This window comes from Streptomyces sp. NPDC053474, from assembly GCF_044544845.1.
Lineage (GTDB): Bacteria > Actinomycetota > Actinomycetes > Streptomycetales > Streptomycetaceae > Streptomyces.
The window spans coordinates 251,265-272,291 of sequence record NZ_JBITXV010000009.1; the positions used below are offsets into that span (position 1 = coordinate 251,265).

17 protein-coding genes are annotated in these 21,027 nt (G+C 73.1%); 9 read left to right on the forward strand and 8 right to left on the reverse strand.

The window, feature by feature from the left end; genetic code table 11:
• Positions 1 to 106: 106 nt before the first annotated feature.
• From ACIG3E_RS22840 to ACIG3E_RS22870, 7 genes are all read right to left on the reverse strand, one after another.
• Complete coding sequence (locus ACIG3E_RS22840) at positions 107 to 2,608, reverse strand: sugar phosphate nucleotidyltransferase (RefSeq protein ID WP_399619341.1); 2,502 nt, start codon at positions 2,606 to 2,608, stop codon at positions 107 to 109.
• Between the two features lie 92 nt (positions 2,609 to 2,700).
• The gene (locus ACIG3E_RS22845) at positions 2,701 to 3,045 is read right to left on the reverse strand and encodes an STAS domain-containing protein (RefSeq protein WP_399619343.1); all 345 of its coding nucleotides are present in this window, start codon (positions 3,043 to 3,045) and stop codon (positions 2,701 to 2,703) included.
• A gap of 144 nt (positions 3,046 to 3,189) precedes the next feature.
• Positions 3,190 to 5,016: an AGE family epimerase/isomerase gene (locus ACIG3E_RS22850; protein WP_399619345.1), complete on the reverse strand. Its 1,827-nt coding sequence runs from the start codon at positions 5,014 to 5,016 to the stop codon at positions 3,190 to 3,192.
• Positions 5,013 to 5,624, reverse strand: a complete 612-nt coding sequence (locus tag ACIG3E_RS22855; RefSeq protein WP_399619347.1) for a DJ-1/PfpI family protein — start codon at positions 5,622 to 5,624, stop codon at positions 5,013 to 5,015. The genes ACIG3E_RS22850 and ACIG3E_RS22855 overlap by 4 nt, the downstream gene beginning before the upstream one ends.
• Positions 5,625 to 5,708: 84 nt before the next feature.
• Positions 5,709 to 6,161 (reverse strand): nuclear transport factor 2 family protein, encoded by a 453-nt coding sequence (locus ACIG3E_RS22860; protein WP_399619350.1) that lies wholly within the window; start codon positions 6,159 to 6,161, stop codon positions 5,709 to 5,711.
• A gap of 71 nt (positions 6,162 to 6,232) precedes the next feature.
• The gene (locus ACIG3E_RS22865; protein WP_399619353.1) at positions 6,233 to 7,882 is read right to left on the reverse strand and encodes a thiamine pyrophosphate-binding protein; all 1,650 of its coding nucleotides are present in this window, start codon (positions 7,880 to 7,882) and stop codon (positions 6,233 to 6,235) included.
• Between the two features lie 41 nt (positions 7,883 to 7,923).
• Positions 7,924 to 8,751, reverse strand: a complete 828-nt coding sequence (locus tag ACIG3E_RS22870) for a type 1 glutamine amidotransferase domain-containing protein (RefSeq protein WP_399619354.1) — start codon at positions 8,749 to 8,751, stop codon at positions 7,924 to 7,926.
• Between the two features lie 629 nt (positions 8,752 to 9,380).
• Here ACIG3E_RS22870 and ACIG3E_RS22875 point away from each other — a divergent pair.
• The 4 genes from ACIG3E_RS22875 to ACIG3E_RS22890 all read left to right on the forward strand — a co-directional run bounded on the left by ACIG3E_RS22875 (position 9,381) and on the right by ACIG3E_RS22890 (position 13,922).
• The gene (locus tag ACIG3E_RS22875; protein ID WP_399619356.1) at positions 9,381 to 10,637 is read left to right on the forward strand and encodes an acyltransferase family protein; all 1,257 of its coding nucleotides are present in this window, start codon (positions 9,381 to 9,383) and stop codon (positions 10,635 to 10,637) included.
• Between the two features lie 356 nt (positions 10,638 to 10,993).
• Positions 10,994 to 12,697, forward strand: a complete 1,704-nt coding sequence (gene treS, locus ACIG3E_RS22880) for a maltose alpha-D-glucosyltransferase (protein ID WP_399619857.1) — start codon at positions 10,994 to 10,996, stop codon at positions 12,695 to 12,697.
• Positions 12,694 to 13,080: a hypothetical protein gene (locus ACIG3E_RS22885; protein WP_399619358.1), complete on the forward strand. Its 387-nt coding sequence runs from the start codon at positions 12,694 to 12,696 to the stop codon at positions 13,078 to 13,080. The genes treS and ACIG3E_RS22885 overlap by 4 nt, the downstream gene beginning before the upstream one ends.
• A gap of 233 nt (positions 13,081 to 13,313) precedes the next feature.
• Complete coding sequence (locus ACIG3E_RS22890) at positions 13,314 to 13,922, forward strand: DsbA family protein (protein ID WP_399619360.1); 609 nt, start codon at positions 13,314 to 13,316, stop codon at positions 13,920 to 13,922.
• A 22-nt stretch (positions 13,923 to 13,944) separates the two neighbouring features.
• Here the strand turns inward: ACIG3E_RS22890 and ACIG3E_RS22895 are convergent, their stop codons facing one another.
• Positions 13,945 to 14,418 carry a MarR family winged helix-turn-helix transcriptional regulator gene (locus ACIG3E_RS22895; protein ID WP_399619362.1) on the reverse strand — a complete coding sequence of 158 codons (474 nt, stop codon included), beginning with the start codon at positions 14,416 to 14,418 and terminating at the stop codon, positions 13,945 to 13,947.
• Positions 14,419 to 14,588: 170 nt separating this feature from the next.
• Between ACIG3E_RS22895 and galU the strand changes: the two genes are divergently transcribed.
• The 5 genes from galU to ACIG3E_RS22920 all read left to right on the forward strand — a co-directional run bounded on the left by galU (position 14,589) and on the right by ACIG3E_RS22920 (position 20,914).
• Entirely contained in the window at positions 14,589 to 15,503 is a 915-nt protein-coding gene (gene galU, locus ACIG3E_RS22900; RefSeq protein ID WP_399619364.1) for a UTP--glucose-1-phosphate uridylyltransferase GalU, read from the forward strand.
• 280 nt (positions 15,504 to 15,783) lie between these two features.
• Positions 15,784 to 16,860: a streptomycin biosynthesis regulator gene (locus ACIG3E_RS22905; protein ID WP_399619367.1), complete on the forward strand. Its 1,077-nt coding sequence runs from the start codon at positions 15,784 to 15,786 to the stop codon at positions 16,858 to 16,860.
• A 206-nt stretch (positions 16,861 to 17,066) separates the two neighbouring features.
• Positions 17,067 to 17,834: a sigma-70 family RNA polymerase sigma factor gene (locus tag ACIG3E_RS22910; protein ID WP_399619370.1), complete on the forward strand. Its 768-nt coding sequence runs from the start codon at positions 17,067 to 17,069 to the stop codon at positions 17,832 to 17,834.
• Positions 17,835 to 17,837: 3 nt separating this feature from the next.
• Positions 17,838 to 19,073: an MFS transporter gene (locus ACIG3E_RS22915; RefSeq protein WP_399619373.1), complete on the forward strand. Its 1,236-nt coding sequence runs from the start codon at positions 17,838 to 17,840 to the stop codon at positions 19,071 to 19,073.
• 161 nt (positions 19,074 to 19,234) lie between these two features.
• Positions 19,235 to 20,914, forward strand: coding sequence for an FAD-dependent oxidoreductase (locus tag ACIG3E_RS22920; protein WP_399619375.1), 1,680 nt, complete (start codon positions 19,235 to 19,237; stop codon positions 20,912 to 20,914).
• Positions 20,915 to 21,027: the final 113 nt, after the last annotated feature.

A 21,027-nucleotide genomic window follows, 5' to 3' on the forward strand; every position in this document is an offset into this window, starting at 1 on the left:
AAGGAGGGGGTGCGGCCGGTGCCCGCGGCACGAGGGCTCAAAAGGGTCTCCCTCGTGCGCGGGCACCGGCCGCACCCCTGGCACAAACACCCCCCCCGGAGGGGGATCAGGCGGCGGCGGAGCCGCGGACGGCCGCGCTCCATTCGTCGAGCAGGGCGTCGGCGGCCGCGGGGTCGGGGCCCTCGGCCCACAGGCGGGTGACGGGGGCGGCGGCGTCGGGCAGGACCAGGGCCCAGCGGCCGTCGTCCTCCAGGACGCGGACCCCGTCGGTGGTGTCGATCTTTCGGCCGCTGGCGGCTTCGACGACGGTGCGCATGACCTGGCCCTTGACGCGCCAGGCGGTGGGCAGGTCGCGCTGGCGCACGTGCACGGCGGGCAGCGGGGCGATGAGTTCGCTCAGCGTGGCGTGGTCGGCCGAGAGCAGGGCGGCGATCGTGACGAAGGCCGCGACGCCGTCGGCGTAGATGCTGAACTGGGGCAGGACGAAGGCGCCTTGGCCGTCGGCGGCCAGCAGGAAGCCGCCGCCGGCGGCGGCGCGGTTCAGCTCGCCCGGGGCGGTGGCCACCCAGCGCACCTGTCCGCCGTGGGCCAGGGCGGTCTGTTCCACCGCGCGGCTGACGGTGACCGGCACCGCGGTGCGTCCGCCGCCTGCCTGGGAGGTCAGCAGGCGCACCAGGAGCAGCAGGGCGCGGTCGTCGGCGATGATGTGGCCCTGTTCGTCGACCAGGGACAGGCGCTCGCCGGTGGGGTCGAAGCGGACGCCGAAGTCGGCGCCGGAGGTGGCCACGAAGTGGCCCAGGGTGTGCAGGGCGGCGCGGCGTTCGGCCGGGGTCTCGGTGCTGGAGGCGGGCACCAGGGCGTTGTTGACGGTCAGCGCCTCGATGCTCAGGCGGCCCAGGACGGCGGGCAGGGTCAGGGCGGTGCTGCCGCAGGCGGCGTCCACCACGACCTTCAGGCGCCGGCCGGTGTTCTCCAGGGTGCCCAGGCGGGCGGTGAGTTCCTCGGCGTACTCCTCGATGCTGGTGGGGGCCGCCTGCAGGCGGCCCATGTCGCCGGAGAGCACGCGCCGGTACTCGCGCCGGCTGAAGACCCGCTCCAGGCCGCGCTGGGCGGCGGGGGCAAGGTCGATGCCGTGCGCGTCCAAGAAGACGATGTCGACGCTTTCCTCGCTGCCGGGGGTGGTGGTGACCACGATGCCGCCGTGGCTGTCATCGGCGGCGGTGTGGCGGCGGGCCAGCGGCAGCGGCACGTGTCCCAGGTCGCGCACCCCCAGACCGGCCGCGCGCAGCGCGGAGATCATGGCGGGCAGCAGGACCTGAGCGGCCACGCCGTGGTCGCGGGCCACGGTGACCGTGCCCTGGCGCGGCAGGGTGGTGGCGAACGCGCTGGCCAGGCGCACCGCGAGGTCGGGGGTGACCTGGCTGTTGAGGGCGCCGCGCACGCCGCGCGGCCCGAACAGCGACTTGGTGGCGCGTGACTCCCAGACCAGGCTGTCGCTGACGGTGGTGCCCGCCTCGATGGTCTTGCCCGGGTAGATGAGGACGTCGGCGGCGACGTGGGCGTCCTCCTCCACCACGCAGCCCGCGCCCAGGACGCTGCCCTCCTCGATGCGCACGTTGCGGCGCAGGCTGGTGTTGCGGCCGATCACGCAGCCGCGCAGGACGGCGCCGGGGCCCGCGTAGGCGTGCGGGTGCATCACCACGCGGCGCAGCTGGGCGCCCTGGTCGATGACCGCGTGCGCGCCCACCACGGTGTGCTCGCCGATGGCCGCGCCCGCCCCGATCTGGGCGTGGGGGCCCACATACACCGGCCCGGTCAGCTGGGCGGTGGGGTGGATGCGGGCGCTGGCGTCGACCCGCACGGTGGGGGAGAGTTCCACTCCGGCGCGCTTGACGCCCACCCGTCCGCTCAGGACGTCGGCCTGGGCGCGCAGATAGCTGGCGTGGGTGCCCACGTCCTCCCAGTAGCCCTCGGCGACGTAGCCGTAGACGGGCCGGCCCTCCTCAAGCAGGCGGGGGAAGACGTCGCTGGACCAGTCCACGCTCTCGCCCGCGGCGACGTAGTCGAGGACTTCGGGCTGCATGACGTAGATGCCGGTGTTGACGGTGTCGGAGAACACCTGGCCCCAGGTGGGCTTCTCCAAAAAGCGTTCCACGCGCCCGCTGCTGTCCACGACGGTGATGCCGAACTCCACCGGCTCGGCGACCCGGGTCAGGCACACCGTCACCAGGGCGCCCTTGGCGCGGTGGAAGGCGATCAGGTCGGTGAGGTCGATGTCGGTCAGCGCGTCACCGGAGATCACCACGAACGGCTCGTCGTCCAGCAGGCCGGCGGCGTTCTTCACGCTGCCCGCGGTGCCCAGCGCATAGGGCTCGGTGGCGTAGCTCAGGCGCATGCCCAGCGCGTGGCCGTCGCCGAACTGCTCGCGGATGAGGGAGGCCAGGAACTGCACGGTGACGACGGTGTCGGTGAGGCGGTGGCGTTTGAGCAGGCGCAGCACGTGCTCCATGATCGGCCGGTCGGCGACCGGCAGCAGCGGCTTGGGCAGGTCCGAGGTCATCGGCCTCAGCCGTGAGCCCTCGCCGCCGGCCATCACAACAGCCTTCATGTCGGAGAATCTCCCTTGGGTAGCGCGGGTGGTGCGGGACGTACGAAAAAAAGGGGGGCACGGGACATACGGCAAAAGAAGCAGGGGCTGGGTCAGGCGGCGGCGGGTTCGTCGGGCAGGCTCAGTGAGCCCTCGATGAGGGTGATGGCCTGGGCGAAGCCGCTGGCCTGCAGTACGCGGCGGACGCTGTCGCAGGCGCCGTCCACCACGATCTGCGCGCTGGCGGGCAGCTGCTGCTGGGTGCAGCACAGGCAGCGCACCCCGGCCGCGGACAGCGAGGTCAGCCCGTGCATGCGCAGCACCAGCCGGTTCACCGGGCGCGACAGCGCCTGGTCGATCAGGGTGCGCACGGCGGGCACCCGTTTGTCGGTCAGATCCCCGCTGAGGTAGATGGTGGCGGTGTCACCGGTGAACCCGAAGTAGGCCTCAAAACTCATCACGTCATCCCTTGGAAAGTCGCTCATCGCGGTACGGGCGAAATCAACAGCGGACCAGACGCCGCCGGGCGGGCAACGGCGCCCGGCAGCACGGAAGAAGAGAGCAGGAAGAGAGGGGCAGGTAGAGGGGGCAGGGAGTGGGGGTCAGGGGCGGGTGGGGCGCAGGCGGACCTGGACGGTCATGCGCTCATCGCGCCGGGGCAGGCGCACGCTCATCTCGGCGGCGTCGAAGTCGTGGTAGGGCGCGCCGTCGATCAGGACGTGCTCGATCTCCACGCGGCCGGGCGGCAGCAGGTCGGGGGCCACCCGCAGCAGGTGGCCGGGGAAGTCGGCGTCGGCGTGCGGCTTGAACCACAGGTCCAGCGGCTCGCCGCGCACCAGCAGCCGGGTGTAGACCTCGGCGAGGTAGCACAGTTCGGCCTTGTGGTACATCGCCATGGCGTGGCTGCCCTTGAGGCGTTCGTTGCCCAGCAGGTAGGGGATGCCGCTGGCCAGGACGGTGAAGTGGACGCCGCCCTCGTCGTGGTCGAGGAAGAAGGCGTTGTAGAAGGCGGCCGCCTCGTCGGCGTGGCGCAGGTGGGTGTCCTGGCCGGTGGCGCCGGCCAGGACGAGGTAGGCGAGGATGGCCTGCTCCTGCTGCCACCAGGTCTTGCGGTCGTGCCAGGCAAAGGCGTGCATGCCGTCCTCGGCCTCGCGTTCCAGGACGTCGTACCAGCCCCCGCGCTGCCCGTCGCGGCCCACCGGCGGCAACGCGGCGGCCAGCTGCTCGGCGAGCTGGCGGTATTCGCGTTTGGGCAGGGCGGCGTGCATCCGCATCAGGTTCCACACGATCTTCAGGTTGTGGCCGACGACCGCGCGGTTTTGCTGCCAGCCCCAGTCGTGGTCGGGGGTCCAGTCGGCGTGGAAGCGCTCGTTGACGAAGACGCTCTTGTCGCGGGAGCGGTCGGGCAGATAGGTGACGATCATGTCGAAGGTGTGCTCGAGCATGCGCCGGTAGCGTTCCTCGCCGGTGGCCAGGTACAGGTTGATCAGGTAGGCGGGGGCGTGGTCGCCCACCGAGTTCCAGTTCTTGCGCGAGCGGTTGGGGCCCAGGCTGTCGTGGTGGGGGCTGAGGGTGACCGGGTCGATGTGGGAGAAGTAGCCGCCCAGGCGCGGGTCGTGAAAGGCGGTGTCGAAGAGCTTGACGGTCGCCTCGATGTCCTGCTTGATCCGCGTATCGCCGGTGACGCGGTAGGTCTGGGTCAGCCCGACCAGCGCGTAGATCTGCTCGTAGGCGGGGATGGCGCGGTAGTCGTCGCCGAACTCCGAGGCGAACAGCTTGCGTTCCACCGGCCCCGAGACGTCCACGCCGTGGTACCAGTACACGATGCCCTCGCCCTGGTCGTGGAAGCGCAGGTGCTCGTGCAGATAGCGCGAGCCGCGCTCGGCGACGTCCAGGAAGTCCTCGTTGCCGGTGAGCAGATAGGCGCTGGCCATGCCGTAGACCAGGCGGGAGAGGGTGTCGGTCTCCTGGATGTGCTGGGTGGTCTTGTGGCCGCTGCCGTGGATCTCGGTGCGGTACTCGGCGAAGTCCACCGCGCCCGCGCCGAACTGCGAGCGCCGGTAGAAGCAGGCCAGCTCGGTGAGCTGGCGCGTCCACCAGCCGCGCTGCTGCCAGGGCGGCAGCGCGCCCGGCCCGGCGGCGATGACCACCCGGTCGGCCTGGTAGAACAGGCCCGCGCTGGCGGGGTAGATGGGCCCGTAGACGAACACGTAGGTGCCCGGGGTGAGCAGCTCGGCCAGCTGCCCGCTCACGTCCTGGTAGGGCTCGCCGAGGTTGCGCAGGCGCTGGCCGGTGGTGGCGGCGCTCAGATGGATCAAAACCTCGCGGCCGTCGGGGGTGGTCAGGGTGAAGCGGCTGCCGAGCCGGCCGGTGACGTAGCCGGTGCTCAGGTCGGAGAAGGAGAACGGCAGCGGGGCGGGCGCGCTCATGCGGCCGCCCTCGCCGGGAGGGTAAGGCGCTCGATGACGGTGCGGGCCAGCAGATGGCAGTGCTCGACCGTGCGCGAGGTGATCAGGTCGCGGTCGACGACCAGGTCCTGGTTGAGGTAGACCGCGCCCATGTTGCGCACATCGCCGGCCACGTTGTTGTGGCAGGTCACCGGCCGGTCGCGGAGCAGCTCGGGGGCGGCCGAGAGCAGTTGCAGGCCGTGGCAGGAGAACGCCTTGAGGACACTGGGCACCCGAAAGGCGCGGCGCAGCAGTTCCAGGGCGGGCGAGATCTGCTCCACGTCCTCGCTGTAGCGCAGCCGCTCGGCGACCAGCCCCGAGGGCACGATCAGCGCCGAGTACTGCAGCAGTTCGTGGAAGTCGACCGCCTCCAGGTCGCCCTCGACGGTGAGCGGCGCCTGGTGGCCCTGGCCGGTGAAGGTGATCGACGACAGTCCCCACAGCCGGGTCAGCAGCGTCACCTCGGCCCCGTCCTCGGCGAAGCGGCGCTGGTAGTAGGCGATCTCCTCCTCGACGTAGCCGCTTTCCAGCAGGATGCCAAGGCGCTTGCCGGCGAGCCGGCCGGTGGGCAGGGGTTTGACGATTCCCATGTGGACGATCCCGAAGTCATAGGGGGCGTGGCACAGACACAACAAGCGGGGCCGCGGCCCGCCAAAGGGGGGGGCCGGGCGCGGTTACAGCGGGGGCGAGCCGGGCATCGGGGCCAGCGCGGTGACGGTGTAGGTGCGGATGCGCCAGCGGGCGCCGTCGTGGGCCACCGTCCAGCGCTGGTGGGCATCAAAGCCCAGCCAGGTGCTGCGCGCGGCGGGCGCCTGCCACACCCTGGTCTGCCAGTTGACCACCAGGTCCACCTCCGCGCAGGGGCCCTGGGCCGGGCGGACCTCAAGGGAGGTCAGGGTGTGCTCCTCGTCGAAGAAGCGGTGGGTGACCGCCTCGTACCACTGGGCCAGGCCGCTGTGGCCGTGCACCGCGCCCTCGGGCAGATGCAGGACCACATCGTCGGTGACCATCGCGGCCAGCACCGCCAGCGGCTCGTGCCGGTCCAGCGCCCGGTACCAGTCGCTGACCAGCTGGCCGATCGCGCTCGTGGCGGTGTGCTCGGCGGGAGGGGTCCGCAGGGGGGACATGGGCAGCCTCCTTGGCTCCACTAGGACGTGCCGCCCCCACCGCCTTTCCCAAGAGGGGCGGGGGCGAGGGGCTAGGCGGTGTCGAGATCCACCAGGTACGGGCCCCGGTGGGCGAGCAGGGCGCGCACCGCGCCGGGCACCTGGCCGGGCTTGTCCACCCGCCGCCCCGGCACGCCCAGGGCGGCGGCCAGGGCGGTGAAGTCGATGTCGGGCCCGGACAGGTCGAAGGCCTTAGGGTGGGCGTGCGGGGCGATGCCCAGCTCGGCCCAGTAGCGCTCGATGTTGTCGTCCAGCAGCTGGTAGCGGCGGTTGTTGCAGATCACGAACGCGGCGCCGATGCGGTAGCGGGCCGCGCTCCACAGCGCCTGGATGGTGTACATGCTCGCCCCGTCGCCGGTGAAGGCCACCACCGGCGCCTCGGGGCGGGCCAGTTTGACGCCCAGCGCGCCGGGGATGCCCACCCCCAGCGAGCCGCCGCGGGTCTGGAAGTAGCTGCCCGCCCGCCGCGGCGGCAGCTGGCGCAGCAGCGGGGCGCAGGCGGTCAGCGCCTCGTCGAACACCACCAGGTCGGGCGGGGCCTGGGCGGCCAGCTCCCGGACGAAGCACTCCATCAGCGACTCCCGCCCGCCCGCCTCCCGCCCGGCCCGCCGGTGCCCCGCGGCCGGGGCGGCGGCGGGCGCCTGCGCGGCCCGCGGCTCACGTGCGCCCCCCGGCCCGCCCGCCAGCGCGGCGAGGTGGTCGGCGAGGGCCTCCAGGGCCAGGGCCGGGTCGGCGACCAGTCCCAGATCCACGGGAAAGTTCTTGGCGATCTCATAGGCGTCGGCGTCGATGTGCACGACCGCCGCACCCGGGGCGAAGGGGCTGGCCAGCTCGGGGAAGACCTCGGGGAACACATAGGTGCCCACGATCAGCACCGCGTCCGCGCCGCCCACCACCCGCGCACTGTCCGCGCCGAACATGTGCCCCAGCAGGCCGCCGAACAGCGGGTGGGCGGCATCGAAGTTGACCTCGGAGGAGTTCACCCCCCACACCGGTGCGCTAAGCGCTTCCGCGACCCGGGTCAGGGCCTGCTGGGCGCCGCTGGCGGCCACGCCGTCCCCCATCAGGATCAGCGGCCGCTCGCCGCCCGCCAGCAACGCGGCGGCCCGTGCCAGGGCGGCCGCCTCGGGCACGGAGCGGGTGTGCGGGATCGAGGCGGGCACCACCGGCTCGGCGGTGGGCTGCTCCAGGATGTCGGCGGGCAGCACCACCAGGACCGGGCCGCGCGGCGGCGTCATGGCGATCTTCACCGCGCGGCGCAGCTCCCGCAGCACCGAGGAGGCGTCAAGGACCCGCGCGGCGTACTTGGTCACCGGCTGCGCGATGGCCACCAGATCGGCGGCCATCTGCGCGTCCAGCGCCGCATAGCGCACCCCGGCCTCCCCGGCGAGGACCACCAGCGGCGAGGCGCCGCGCTTGGCCTGGTACAGCATGCCGATCGCGTTGCCCAGGCCCACCGCGCTGTGCAGCTGGACCACGCCGGGGCGCTGGGCGGCGCGCGCGTAGCCGTCGGCCATGGCCACCGCGACGCTCTCGTGCAGGGCCAGCACATAGCCGACCTCGCTGTCCCCGGCGAGGTCCAGCAGGCCCTGCTCGACCGTGCCGGGATTGCCGAACAGATGCCGCACACCCTCGGCGGCCAGCTGCTCGAACACCGCGGCCTTGGCGGGCCTGGCGGACATGGGCCTCTCCTCCTTCACCATCACCCCGCCGGGGGCGGGGGTCACCAGCCGTAGCGGCGCAGGCCGTTCTCCAGGACCTCGATGAGCATCTCCCCGGCCGTCACCGAGTCCGGCGTGGAGCGCGCGGTGATGAACGGGAAGTCCACGACCACCGAGACCTCCTTGCCGACGTTGCCGTGGAAGGCGCCGCCGGGGCCGGTGGCATCGCGCAGGATGTACTCCAGCGGGTAGGGCGGCGGCCCCATGTTGAAGTCGACGCCCACGAACCCGGTGCCGTCCTTGTAGTCGTACTCCTTGGGGTGACCGGTGACGTGCTTGCCCCACAGCAGGCTGGCCCGCGCGTCCCAGTCCCGGGCGAAGGCGAGCGCGGCCACGCCGTAGCACTCGGCCAGGATCGGCTTGTCGGCCCGGGCGAAGGCCAGGACCAGCTCGTGCAGCCGCTCGTTGTTGGCCAGGTCCACGATCGGGCCGCTGCCGCCGACGATGACCAGCGCGTCGAAGCCGCCCAGCAGCTCCTGCACGGCCGCCGCCAGGTTGCTGTGGTAACTCTCCAGCTCCCGCAGGTGGTTCAGCGCGCTGAAGTACGGGCGCTCGGGGATCATTTCCGCCAGGCTCAGGGGATTGTCCAGACGGCTGGAGTCATCCAGCGCCCGGGCACGGCGGGCCATGTCCCGCGAGGTGACCGCACGGCCCAGCGGGGGGTCGATGTACTCGGAATCGAGGCTGGGCGGCAGGGCCTGGGCCCGCTTGCCGTGCGGTGTCATGAACGTGGTGCGATACCCGCGTGCGTCGAAAGCCTCGATTGGGCCCACGAGTTCCTCGCCCCAGTAGCCGTATTCGGAAAGCACGACCAGGATGCGTTTGGACACGAGGTCTCCCTGTCGTCGGATGAGATCCGTCCCCGCGAGAGAAGAAATAGCCCGGCCGATGGCCGAAATCAGGGACATTCGGAGTCAACCCGCTGTTCGCGCAAGGGGGCAATAAACGGCGGCGCGCATCGGGAGACTCGGCCAACTTGCCCCAGTCGCAGCGGAGTTGCCAAATCCATACGAGGGTGCGGCGAATTCACTGGTCACCTGTGAAGAGAACACCCCCTCATTCCCGCCCACCCCCTCCACCCCGACTCCCGCACGCCGCCCCCGGCCCGTTGAACCACGCCGCCCCACGCCCCCGCCCCGCCCTGAGCGGCGCCGTCGCGCACACCGCCCGGCCCGCTCCCTGCCTGCCGCCCCACCCGGCCCGCCCCGTGCCCCGCCCAGCCCCTGCCGTGGCACACCGCCCCCCCCCGGCCGAAGCCCCCCGTGCCCTGCCCCGCCGCCCCGCGCGCCACCGCCCCCGGCCGCAGATGACCGGTGCGCCCCGCCCCGCCGGGCGCGCCACCTTGGACCGGGGGAGCCCCGGCGGCCGGGCGGACCGGGGCAGGCGCGCGGCTCCCCGCCCGGCCCGGGGCGCGCCGCCCGGCGCACCCCGGGCCGTGATCGCCCAGGAGTGTTTTCGCATGGCCGCCGCCGTCGCTGTCGTCCGCCCGCACCGCCTGCCCTCCCTGACCGGCATGCGCTTCGCCGCCGCCGCCTCGGTGTTCGCCTTCCACGCCTCCTTCGCGGGCTTCTTCGCCGACGCGGGCGCCCAGCACCGCCTGGCCGAGGCCCTGTCCAAGGCGGGCTGGGTGGGGGTGTCGTTCTTCTTCGTGCTCAGCGGCTTCGTGCTGACCTGGTCGGCCCGGCCCGGCGAGCGCGCGCGCCGCTTCTGGCGCCGCCGCCTGGCCAAGATCTACCCCAGCCACCTGGTGACCGCCCTGGCCGCCTTCGTCCTGCTCGCCGCCACCGGATCCGTGCCCGGCCCCGGCGCGGTGGCGGTCAACGTGACGCTGCTCCAGTCGTTCTTCCCCCAGCCCCACCTGTACGTCAGCGGCAACCCGGTCAGCTGGTCGCTCTCCTGCGAGCTGCTGTTCTACCTGGCCTTCCCGCTGCTGTGGCGGGCCTTGCGCGCGCTGCCCGGCCGCGCCCTGGTGCCGGTGGCCGCGGGCCTGGCGGGGGCGGTGATGGCCCTGCCCGCCGCCGTCGCGCTGCTGCCCGCCACCCCGGCCCTGGTCCTGCCCGACGGCACCACCGGCCAGTGGCAGTACTGGCTGCTGTACGTCTTCCCGCCGGTGCGCGCGGCGGAGTTCGCACTGGGCATGGTCGTGGCCCGGATCGTGCGCGAGGGCCGCTTCCGGGGCCCGCGCCCGCTGCCCGCGGCCCTGCTCCTGGGCGCCGGGTATGTGCTGGCCACCCAGCTGCCCTACCTGGCAAGCCTGGTGGCCGCCACCGTCGTGCCGATCGCCCTGCTGATCGGCGCCCTGGCCCACGCCGACGCCACCGGGCGCCCCACCCGGGTCGCCGGGCCCTGGTGGGTGCGCCTGGGCGAGCTGTCCTTCGCGCTGTACCTGGTGCACCGCCTGGTCCTCATCCACGGCCACCAGGCACTGGGACGGCCCGCGTTCAGCACCCCCCTCGCCCTGCTCGTCCTGGCCGGTGCCTTCACGGTGAGCCTGCTGCTTGCCGCGCTGCTCCACCACGCGGTGGAAAAGCCCGCGATGCGCCTGCTCGCGGTATCCGCGAAACACCGCGAACCCGCCCCGGCAATTCCCGCAAACAATAGCCGACTTGGGCAACTTGCCGGGATGAAAGGCCCTTCCTTGCCCGCGCCGGACGCCCTCAGAATGCTGAAACCCTTGCCAGGTCAACGACGACCGCCCAAAGGGGGTGGACGATGAGCGGCCCCGCCGCCCCTGACCGCGCCCCGCCCCTGACCGCGCCCCGCCCCCCGGCCGCCCCGGCCCCACCGGCCCCGCCGCGCCCGGCGTGCACCGCGCCCCGCCAGGCGGCCCGGCACGCCGCCCGCGCCGCCCCGGCAGACGGCCCCCGCTAAGCCCCGCCGCGCCGCCCCCCCGCACGCGCCGTCACCACCCCCCGTACACGAGGTGAAAAGGAGGGGGCGCCGCGCGGCACACCCCGCTCAGCGACGCCCCCCTTGTTCGAACCGCCCGGAGCACTCCGGGACCCGCATCGTCACCTGGAGGAACCCTTGAGCACCGACCAGGCCGAAGCCACCACCGCCCGGCGCGCGCCCGTGCCCGTCACCCCGTCCACCAAAGCGGTGACCGACACCCCCGACTGGTACAAGCGGGCCGTCTTCTACGAGGTGCTGGTCCGCTCCTTCAAGGACAGCGACGGCGACGGCGTCGGCGACCTGAAGGGACTCACCTCCCAGCTGGACTATCTGCAGTGGCTGGGCGTGGACTGCCTGTGGCTGCCGCCGTTCTTCAAGTCCCCGCTGCGCGACGGCGGCTACGACGTCTCCGACTACCGCGCGGTGCAGCCCGAGTTCGGCACCCTGGAGGACTTCCGCGCCCTGCTCAAGGCCGCCCACGCGCGCGGCCTGCGCATCATCACCGACTTCGTGATGAACCACACCAGCGACCAGCACGCCTGGTTCAAGGCCTCACGCGCCGACCCGACGGGCCCCTACGGCGACTACTACGTGTGGGCCGACGACGACGAGAAGTACCCCGACGCCCGCATCATCTTCGTCGACACCGAAACCTCCAACTGGACCTTCGACCCGGTGCGCAAGCAGTACTACTGGCACCGCTTCTTCTCCCACCAGCCCGATTTGAACTTCGACAACCCGGCCGTCCAGGACGAGATCATCGCCGCCCTCAGGTTCTGGCTCGACCTGGGCATCGACGGCTTCCGCCTGGACGCCGTGCCCTACCTGTTCGCGGCCGAGGGCACCAACTGCGAGAACCTGCCCGAAACCCACGCCTTCCTCAAACGGATACGCGAGGTCATCGACACCCACTACCCCGGCCGCATCCTGCTGGCCGAGGCCAACCAGTGGCCCGAGGACGTCGTGGACTACTTCGGCGACTACGAACGCGGCGGCGACGAATGCCACATGGCCTTCCACTTCCCGCTCATGCCGCGCCTGTTCATGGCCGTGCGCAAGGAATCGAAGTTCCCCGTCTCGGAGATCCTCGCCAAGACCCCCAAACTCCCCGCCGCCTGCCAGTGGGGCCTGTTCCTGCGCAACCACGACGAGCTGACCCTGGAGACGGTCACCGACGAGGAACGCGACTACATGTACGCGGAGTACGCCAAGGACCCGCGGATGCGCGCCAACATCGGCATCCGCCGGCGCCTGGCGCCGCTGCTGGAGAACGACCGCGACCAGATCGAGCTGTTCACCGCGCTGCTGCTGTCCCTGCCCGGCTCGCCGATCCTCTACTACGGCGACGAGATCGGCATGGGCGACAACATCTGGCTCGGCGACCGCGACGCGGTGCGCACCCCCATGCAGTGGACGCCCGACCGCAACGCCGGATTCTCCGAGGGCGACCCGGCCAGCCTGACCCTGCCCACCAACCTGGGCCCCGTCTACGGCTACCCGGCCGTCAACGTGGAGAGCCAGCGCGACAACCGCGCCTCCCTGCTGCGCTGGACACGCCGCATGCTGGCCGCCCGGCGCCGCCACCACAAGGCCTTCGGCCTGGGCGACTTCGAGGAGATCCCCACCTCCAACGCCGCCGTGCTCGCCTATGTGCGCCGCCACTTCGACGAGGACGGCCACCCCACCGAGATGCTGTGCGTCAACAACCTCTCGCGCCACCCCCAGCCGGTCGAACTCGACCTGCGCGCCTACAACGGCGTCGTCCCGGTGGAGGTCACCGGCCAGACCACCTTCCCCCCGATCGGCCCGCGCCCCTACCAGCTGAGCCTGACCGGCCACAGCTTCTACTGGTTCTGCGTGTGCCGCCACGGAGCACCCCGGTGACCTGCACCGCCCTGGCCATCCCCTTCGACCGCCTGGAACGCGCCCTGGCCGCCTGGCTCCCCGCCCGCACACCCGGGCGGGCAGGCCCGGGCGGGGGCGGGCGGGTGGTGGAGCGCGTGAGCATCGAAGAGCTCGCCCTGGCCGCGCCCGGCCCCCGGCCCGCCGGGCAGGGACTGGGCCTGCTCCTGGGCCTGCGCACCCACCACGCCGACGGCGCCACCGGTACCTGCCGCCTGGCCATCGCCATCCACCCCCTCACCGACCTCACCGGCCTCACCGCAGCCGGGGCGGCGGGCCCGGTGCCGCCTCTCATCGCCGTCCTCGACGACGTCGTCATCTGCCAGCCCCCCGCCCCGGCCGGGGCCGCCCCCGGCCCCGCCTGAAACCACCCCCGCCCCCCATATCCCACCCCCCCTTTGTGCGACAACAGCCTCCCGCCACACCGCACGTCCGTCGCCCCGCCCCGCGGCACCCGCCACCTTCTCCTGACCTTGGCGCCGGGCCGCGGGCCGCGGCACCCGGCACCGGCCCTTTCCGGGGCGGCACCGCGGCCCGCGGCGCCGCCCGGAGAACCGGGACGCCCCTCCTGCTTTTGCTTTTTGTGTAAGGAGTCCTGATGTCCCTCACCATCGACGTCTGGTTCGACTATCTGTGCCCCTTCTCCGTCATGACGGGCAAAGTGATCGCCGATACCGGCCTCGCCCAGGACCACGCCGTGCGCTGGCGCCCCTACGAACTGCACCCCGGGGGCATACCGGCCGGCGGCAAGAAGGACTATCCCCAAGGCGTCTGGGAGAACTCCGTGGTGCCCATGGCCCACCGGCTCGGCGTGCCCTTCACCACCGCCCCCTCCCGGCCGCTGCCGCGCACCGACCTGGCCATGCACGGGCACACCTTCGCCTGGCGCCACGGCGCCGGACCCGCCTACGACACGGCCGTCTTCGACGCCTACTTCCACCACGACCAGGACATCGCCGACCTGGACACCCTGGCCGCCCTGGCCGGCGAGAGCGGCCTGGACCCCTGGCGGTTCACCTCCTGGACCGCCTCGGCGGAGGCGGCCGAACACCACCGCGCCACCCAGGAGGAGGCCCGGCGCACCCACCGCATCCACACCGTGCCGACCCTGGTCATCGGCTCCTGGCGCACCGAGGGCGTCCCCGACGCCGCCCGCCTGCTGCGCGCGGTCTCCACCCTGCACGCCCGCAGCCGCGTGGCGGCCTGACCGTCCCCCCGGGGCCCTGTTGCTATTCGGGGGCTTCGAGGACCTCGGCGGCCTGGGCGAGCAGCGCCGACAGCGCGTCCACCGCGCCCGGCGGCAGCAGCGCCAGACGGCGCTCCTGCACGGCCGCGACCCCGTCCTGGATCCGCGAGGTGATCAGCAGGCCCTCCTCGGTCAGCTGGGCCCAGGCGCTGCGCCCATCGGCCAGGTCGGCCTCGCGCACCACATAGCCCGACTCCGACATCCGGCGCAGCACATTGCTGGTGCCGCCCGAGGAGAGCCGGCAGCGCACCGCCAGCTCGGTGGGCTTGAGCCGCAGCTCACCGCCCGCCCCGCGCAGCGCGGCCAGCACGTCGTAGTCCGCCCGGGTCAGCCCGTGCTGGGCCACCCTGCTGTTGGTGGTGGCATCCAGCGCGGCACACAGCCGCGCCGCGAGCTGCGCCAGCTCCAGGGAGGGCACCTGCTGCCCGCCGCGCCGCCCGGCCGTCTCCGCCCTCACGTCGTCCCCGCTCCCGCACTCGTGCCGCCCGCCGGCCTGCCCCGTCAGCAGCGCAGTCTAGACGGGCCGACAGAACACCCACCACAACAGCGCCCGCGCAATTGCCGAAGTCGCCGCCCCGCGCCCCCTCTTGCTTCCACGCCCGGTAAGGCGCCCCTAGCGTGAATCCCATGAATGTCGCGTCTGTCGGTATTACCAAGGCAGTTGTTCCCGTCGCGGGCCTGGGCACCCGATTCCTCCCGGCGACCAAGGCCACGCCCAAGGAAATGCTTCCGGTCGTGGACAAACCCGCTATCCAATACGTCATCGAGGAAGCGGTGTCCGCAGGAATGTCCGACATCCTCATGGTGACCGGGCGCAACAAGCGGCCGCTGGAAGACCATTTCGACCGCAATCACGAGCTGGAGGAGACCCTGCGCCGCAAGGGCGACGCCGACCGCCTGCAACGGGTCAGCGCCCCCACAGACCTCGCCGACATCCACTACATCCGCCAGGGCGACCCGCGCGGCCTGGGCCACGCCGTGCTGTGCGCGGCCCGGCACGTGGGCGCCGAGCCCTTCGCGGTGCTGCTCGGCGATGACCTCATCGACCCGCGCGACCCGCTGCTCGCCCAGATGGCCCAGGTCCAGGCCCAGCACGGCGGCAGCGTGGTGGCCCTGATGGAGGTCGACCCCGCCCAGACCCACCTGTACGGCTGCGCCCGCCTGCGCCCCGGCGCCCGCGGCGACGTGGTGGCCATCGCCGACCTGGTGGAAAAGCCGGAGCCGGGCACCGCCCCCAGCAACTACGCGGTCATCGGCCGCTACGTCCTGGCCCCGGAGATCTTCCCCGCCCTGCGCGCCACCGACCCCGGCCGCGGCGGCGAGATCCAGCTCACCGACGCCCTGCGCACCCTGGCCGCGACCGCATCGGCCGGTCCCGTGCACGGCGTGGTCTTCCGCGGCCGGCGCTACGACACCGGCGACCGCGCGGACTACCTGCGCGCCACCGTGCGCCTGGCCTGGGAGCGCGAGGACCTGGGCCCGGAATTCCGCGCCTGGCTGCGCGACTTCGTCGCCCAGCACTCGCTGGCCTCCGCGGCCTGACCCCCGCGCCAGGCCGGGCCCCCGGCCCGCACCCGGGGGCCGCCCCGCCCGGGGTGTGCAACCGCGGAAACTCCCCGGTTGCACACCCCGGCCCCGCCCCGGCGCCGGGACTTGCCCATATCGCGCCGCGCCGCCCGCAGGCGGCAGAAAAACCGAACGACAGCTATGTACGGTCAGGGGGTGCTGGTGCGGGGCCACCCCCCGCGCCGGCGGCGGGCCGCCGCGCGCACCGCCGACACCGGTTTCGACCCCCCTTTTTTGTGGAGGAGGTGCACCGAGCATGGGCGTCAACCCCGCAGAACACCCCGGCTTCGGCCACCGGTCAAACCTGCTGGAGGCGCCGGAGCTGCCCGGCCAGGCGGCCCCCGGTGTCGAGGCGGCCCTGGACGGTGCCGTGCACCAGGTGCCCATCGGCATCCTGCGCCCGGCCGACTCACCGCGCATCGGGGAGAACCTCCAGCACGCGCGGACCCTGGGCGCCTGCGGCGCGGTGCTGCCGCCGATCCTGGTGCACCGCGAGACGATGCGGGTCATCGACGGCATGCACCGGCTGCGCGCGGCGCTGATGCAGCAGCGCGACCTGGTGGAGGTCACCTACTTCGACGGCAGCGCCGAAGACGCCTTCGTCGTCGCCGTGGAGCGCAACATCGCCCACGGCATGCCGCTGACCCTGGCCGAACGCGCCGCGGCCGCCGCCCGCATCATCATCACCCACGCCCAGTGGTCGGACCGGGCCATCGCCGCGGTCGCGGGCCTGGATCCCAAAACGGTCGCCGCCCTGCGCCGGCGCGGCATGCCGCCCGAAGCGGCCCCCCCGGCGCGGGTGGGCCAGGACGGCAAGTTCCGCCCCGTGGACCCGGTGGCCGGACGCCGGGCGGCCAGCCGCCTCCTCAGCGCCGAACCGCAGGCCTCGCTGCGCCACATCGCGCGCCGCGCGGGCGTCTCCCCGGGCACCGTGCGCGATGTGCGCGCCCGCCTGGAGCGCGGCGAGGACCCCCTGCCCCCGGCCCTGCGCCCCCCCGAACCCCCCGCACCCGAAGCCGCCCCCGGCCAGCTCGCCCCACCGCCCGGCGGGCGCGAACGCAACCCGCCCCCGCCGCCCGCCCGCCCCGCGCCGGGCCAGGGCCCGGGCCTGGAGCGGGTCTTCACCAGCCTGTGCAAGGACCCCTCGCTGCGCCAGAGCGAGACGGGACGGCTGCTGCTGCGCCTGCTGGAGATGCATCTGCCCGCCCAGTTCAGACGCATCACCGCCTGTGTGCCGTCCTACCGGGCGGGCATGGTCGCGGCCGCCGCCGCCGAATGCGCCCGAGCCTGGCAGCACGTCGCCGACACCATCGAGCACGGCCGCCCCCAGTAGCGGCCCCCCGCCCGCCCTCCCCCCCTTCCCGCAACCACCCCCCCCGGGCGCGGGGGAGCGGACACGGCGGGGCCGTGCGCGCCGCGGCCCGCCGCGGGGGACCCCACAGCGGCGGTGCGTCCTGAGTCTCCCCCGCCGGGGACGCACCGCCCCCTCCCCTTCTTCCCGCAGTCGCCCCTTTGCCCCCGTACCGAAGGACACGCCCCATGGAACCGCAGCCCGCGTCCGCCGCGGCCCGCAGCGGCACCAGCACCCTGCCCAGCCCGAGCCGCCCCGCGGGGCCGCCGGGCCCTTGGTATGCGGTGCGGGCGGCGAAGGCCCCGCCCAGCCCCAGCCCCAGCCCCGGGCCCGGTCCTGGGTCTGGTCCCGCGGCGTTGGGGGCGGAGACCGCCGAGCAGCGCACGGCCCGCTTCGAACGCGACGCGCTGGCCCACCGGGCCCGCCTGTACGCCTACGCGCTGCGCCTGACCCGCAACCGGGCCGATGCCGAGGACCTGGTGCAGGAGACGTACACCCGCGCCTACCGGGGCTTTCACCAGTTCCGCCCCGGCACGAGCCTGGGGGCCTGGCTGTCGCGCATCTTGACCAACGCCTTCCTCACCTCCTACCGGCGCCAGAAGAGCAGGCCGCACTTCGCGCCGGTGCCCGACATCGAGGACTGGCAGCAGGCGGGCGCCGCCTCCCACACCTCCGCCGGGCTCGCCTCGGTGGAGGCCCAGGTCGTCGACCGCATCCCCGATGCGGCGGTCAGCCAGGCGATGCGCTCCCTGCCCGCCGCGCTGCGGATCGTGGTCTACCTCGCCGACGTCGAGGGCCTGCGCTACGGGGAGATCGCCGCGGCCGTCGGCATCCCCTGCGGCACCGTCAACTCCCGGCTGCACCGCGGCCGCAGACGCCTGCGGGCCCTGCTCGAGGACCACCCGGGACGCGGTGTGCGCACCCCCACCTTGCACCACCACGACAAGGAGAGTTAGAAGATGCCCATCGCCCTTTTGGCGCTGGCTTTAGGCGCCTTCGGCATCGGCACCACGGAGTTCGTGATCGTGGGCCTGCTGGAGGAGGTCGCCGACGACCTCAGCGTCTCGATCCCCTCCGCCGGCCTGCTGGTGACCGGCTACGCGCTCGGTGTGGTCGTCGGGGCCCCGCTGATGACCGCCGCCGGGACCCGGCTGCCGCGCAAGACCATGCTGGCCGTGCTGATGGCCGTGTTCATCCTGGGCAACCTGCTGTGCGCCATCGCCGGCAGCTACGCCCTGTTGATGACGGGCCGTCTGGTGGCGGCGTTGACCCACGGCGCGTTCTTCGGCATCGGCTCGGTGGTCGCCGCCAACCTGGTCGCGCCCGAACGCAAGGCCCGCGCGATCTCCCTGATGTTCATCGGCCTGACCGTCGCCAACGTCCTGGGCGTGCCGATGGGCACCTTCCTGGGCCAGCACTTCGGCTGGCGCTCCACCTTCTGGGTGGTCACCGGCCTGGGCGTGGTGGGCCTGCTCGGCATCCTGGCCCTGGTGCCGCCCCAGCCGCGCGAGGACTCCGGCGGGCTGCGCAGCGAGATCGCCGTCTTCCGCCGCGGCCAGGTGTGGCTGGCCCTGGCGGTCACCGCGCTCGGCTTCGGCGCGGTCTTCGCCTCCTTCACCTACATCGCCCCGATGATGACCAAGGTCGCCGGGTTCTCCGACGGCGCGGTCAGCTGGCTCCTGGTCATCTTCGGCGTCGGCCTGTGCGCGGGCAACGTGCTCGGCGGCCGCCTGGCCGACCGCGCCCTGATGCGCACCCTGTCGATCGCGCTCGCCGCCCTCAGCGCCGTCCTGGTGATCTTCGTGTTCACCGCGCACGCGCAGGTGCCCGCGGCCATCACCCTGGGCCTGTTCGGCGCCGCGGGCTTCGCCACCGTGCCCGCGCTGCAGATGCGGGTCCTGCAGAAGGCCGACGGCGCCCCCGCGCTGGCCTCGGCGGCCAACATCGCCGCCTTCAACCTGGGCAACGCCGTGGGCGCCTGGCTGGGCGGCTTCGCCATCGACCACGACCTGGGCTACACCGCGCCGAACTGGATCGGCGCGCTTTTGGCCGGCGGCGCCCTGGCGGTGGCCGCGTACTCGGTGCGCCTGGACCGCCGCGACCACCACCGGCCCACCGGCGGCGAGCCCGCCGCGCAGGCCGGTGACCTTACCGCGCAGGAGACCGGCACCGCCCCCGCCCAGGCCCCCGCCTGACCACCCCCCCTTTTGCCGCCCCCCTTCCACCCCCCTTTGATCCGCCGCCCGCTTCGGGTGACGTACTCCGGCCCGGCATCCGCCGGGCCGGTCCGCTCCCGGGCCCCGCCCCTCCTGGCGCGGGGCCCGTGACGAGCTGTTGAAAGACGAGGTAGCTGACGATGAACGAAGTCGATCGCCGCACGCTCATAGGGCGCGGCGCCGCGGTCGCGGGGGCCGCGGTCGCCGCAGCCGGTGCCCCCGCCCTGCTGAGCACCCCCGCCGCCGCGGCCCCGGCCGCCCGCACCCCGCGGGCCGCCGGGGCCCTCATCGGCCCCGACGACCCCCGCTACCCGCTGCTGACCACCGGCAACAACCAGCGGTTCGTGGCCCGACCCGACTACATCAAAATGATCACCTCGGCGGCCGACGCCGAAGCGGCCCTGGAGAAGGCCGTCAAGGACGGCAAGCGGATCTCGGTACGCAGCGGCGGCCACTGCTTCGCCGACTTCGCCGCCCACCCCGACACCCAGGTCATCCTGGACTTCTCCGCGATGACGGCCGTCGGCTACGACGAGCGGATGCGGGCCTTCACCGTCGAGCCCGGCGCCCGCCTGCTCAATGTCTACGAAACCCTCTACAAGGGCTGGGGCGTGGCCGTGCCCGGCGGCATCTGCTACAGCGTCGGCGCCGGCGGACACGTCAGCGGCGGCGGCTACGGCCTGCTCTCGCGCGCCCACGGCCTGGTCTCCGACCACCTGTACGCGGTCGAGGTCGTCGTCGTCGACGCCCACGGCAAGGCCCGCACCGTGCTGGCCACCCGGGAGAAGGACGACCCGAACCGGGAGCTGTGGTGGGCCCACACCGGGGGCGGCGGCGGCAACTTCGGCCTCATCACCCGCTTCTACTTCCGCTCACCCCAGGCCCACGGCACCGACCCGGGCGACCAGCTGATCAAGCCGCCCTCCACCGTCCTGGTCAGCGCCATCGACCTGCCCTGGGAGCAGCTGACCGAGGCCCGCTTCACCCGGCTGCTGAAGAACTGGGGCGCCTGGCACGAGGAGCACAGCGCCCCCGCCTCGCCCTACCGGCACCTGAGCAGCCTGTTCAACGTCAGCGCCAGGGCCCACGGCAGCCTGGGCATGTTCACCCAGGTCGACGCGGGCGCCGAGGGCGCCGAAGGACTGCTGCGCTCTTTCCTGGACGCGGTCCTGGCCGGCACCGGCCTGCGCCCGGGGCCCCTGGCCCGGGGCAACGGCGAACTGCCCGCCATGCCCGGCCTGCACACCCCCCGGCGCATGCCCTGGCTGCAGGCCACCCGCCTGGTCGGCACCGACAACCCCACCATCACCAACCCCACCTCGCGCGGCGCCCACAAGTCCGGCTACATGCGCAAGAACTTCACCGACCACCAGGTCGCCGCTCTGTACAAGCACATGACCCGCGCCGACTTCCACAACCCCGACACCATGCTGGTGCTGTTCTCCTTCGGCGGCCAGGTCAACGCCCTGGCCCCGGACGCCACCGCCAACGCCCAGCGCAGCTCCGCGTTCAAGATGTGCTTCCAGACCTTCTGGGCCGACAAGAAGGACGACGACTTCTACCTGGGCTGGGTGCGCGAACTCTACGAGGACTTCTTCGCCAGGACCGGGGGAGTGCCCGTCCTGGACGAGCGCACCGACGGCTGCTACATCAACTACCCCGACCGGGACGTGGCCGACCCCAAGCGCAACACCTCCGGCGTGCCCTGGCAGCGGCTCTACTACAAGGACAACTACCCGCGGCTGCAGCAGGTCAAGAAGCGCTACGACCCCGCCGACGTCTTCCGCCACTCCCTGTCGGTGGAACTGCCCCGCCGCTGAGCGCTTCGCTGGAATGGCCGCGATGGGCCGTCGCTCGCCTGCGGGTCCGTCGTGGCTGGTCGCGCAGTTCCCCGCGCCCCTCCGGGGCGCTGGCGAACCGCACCCCACTTCCA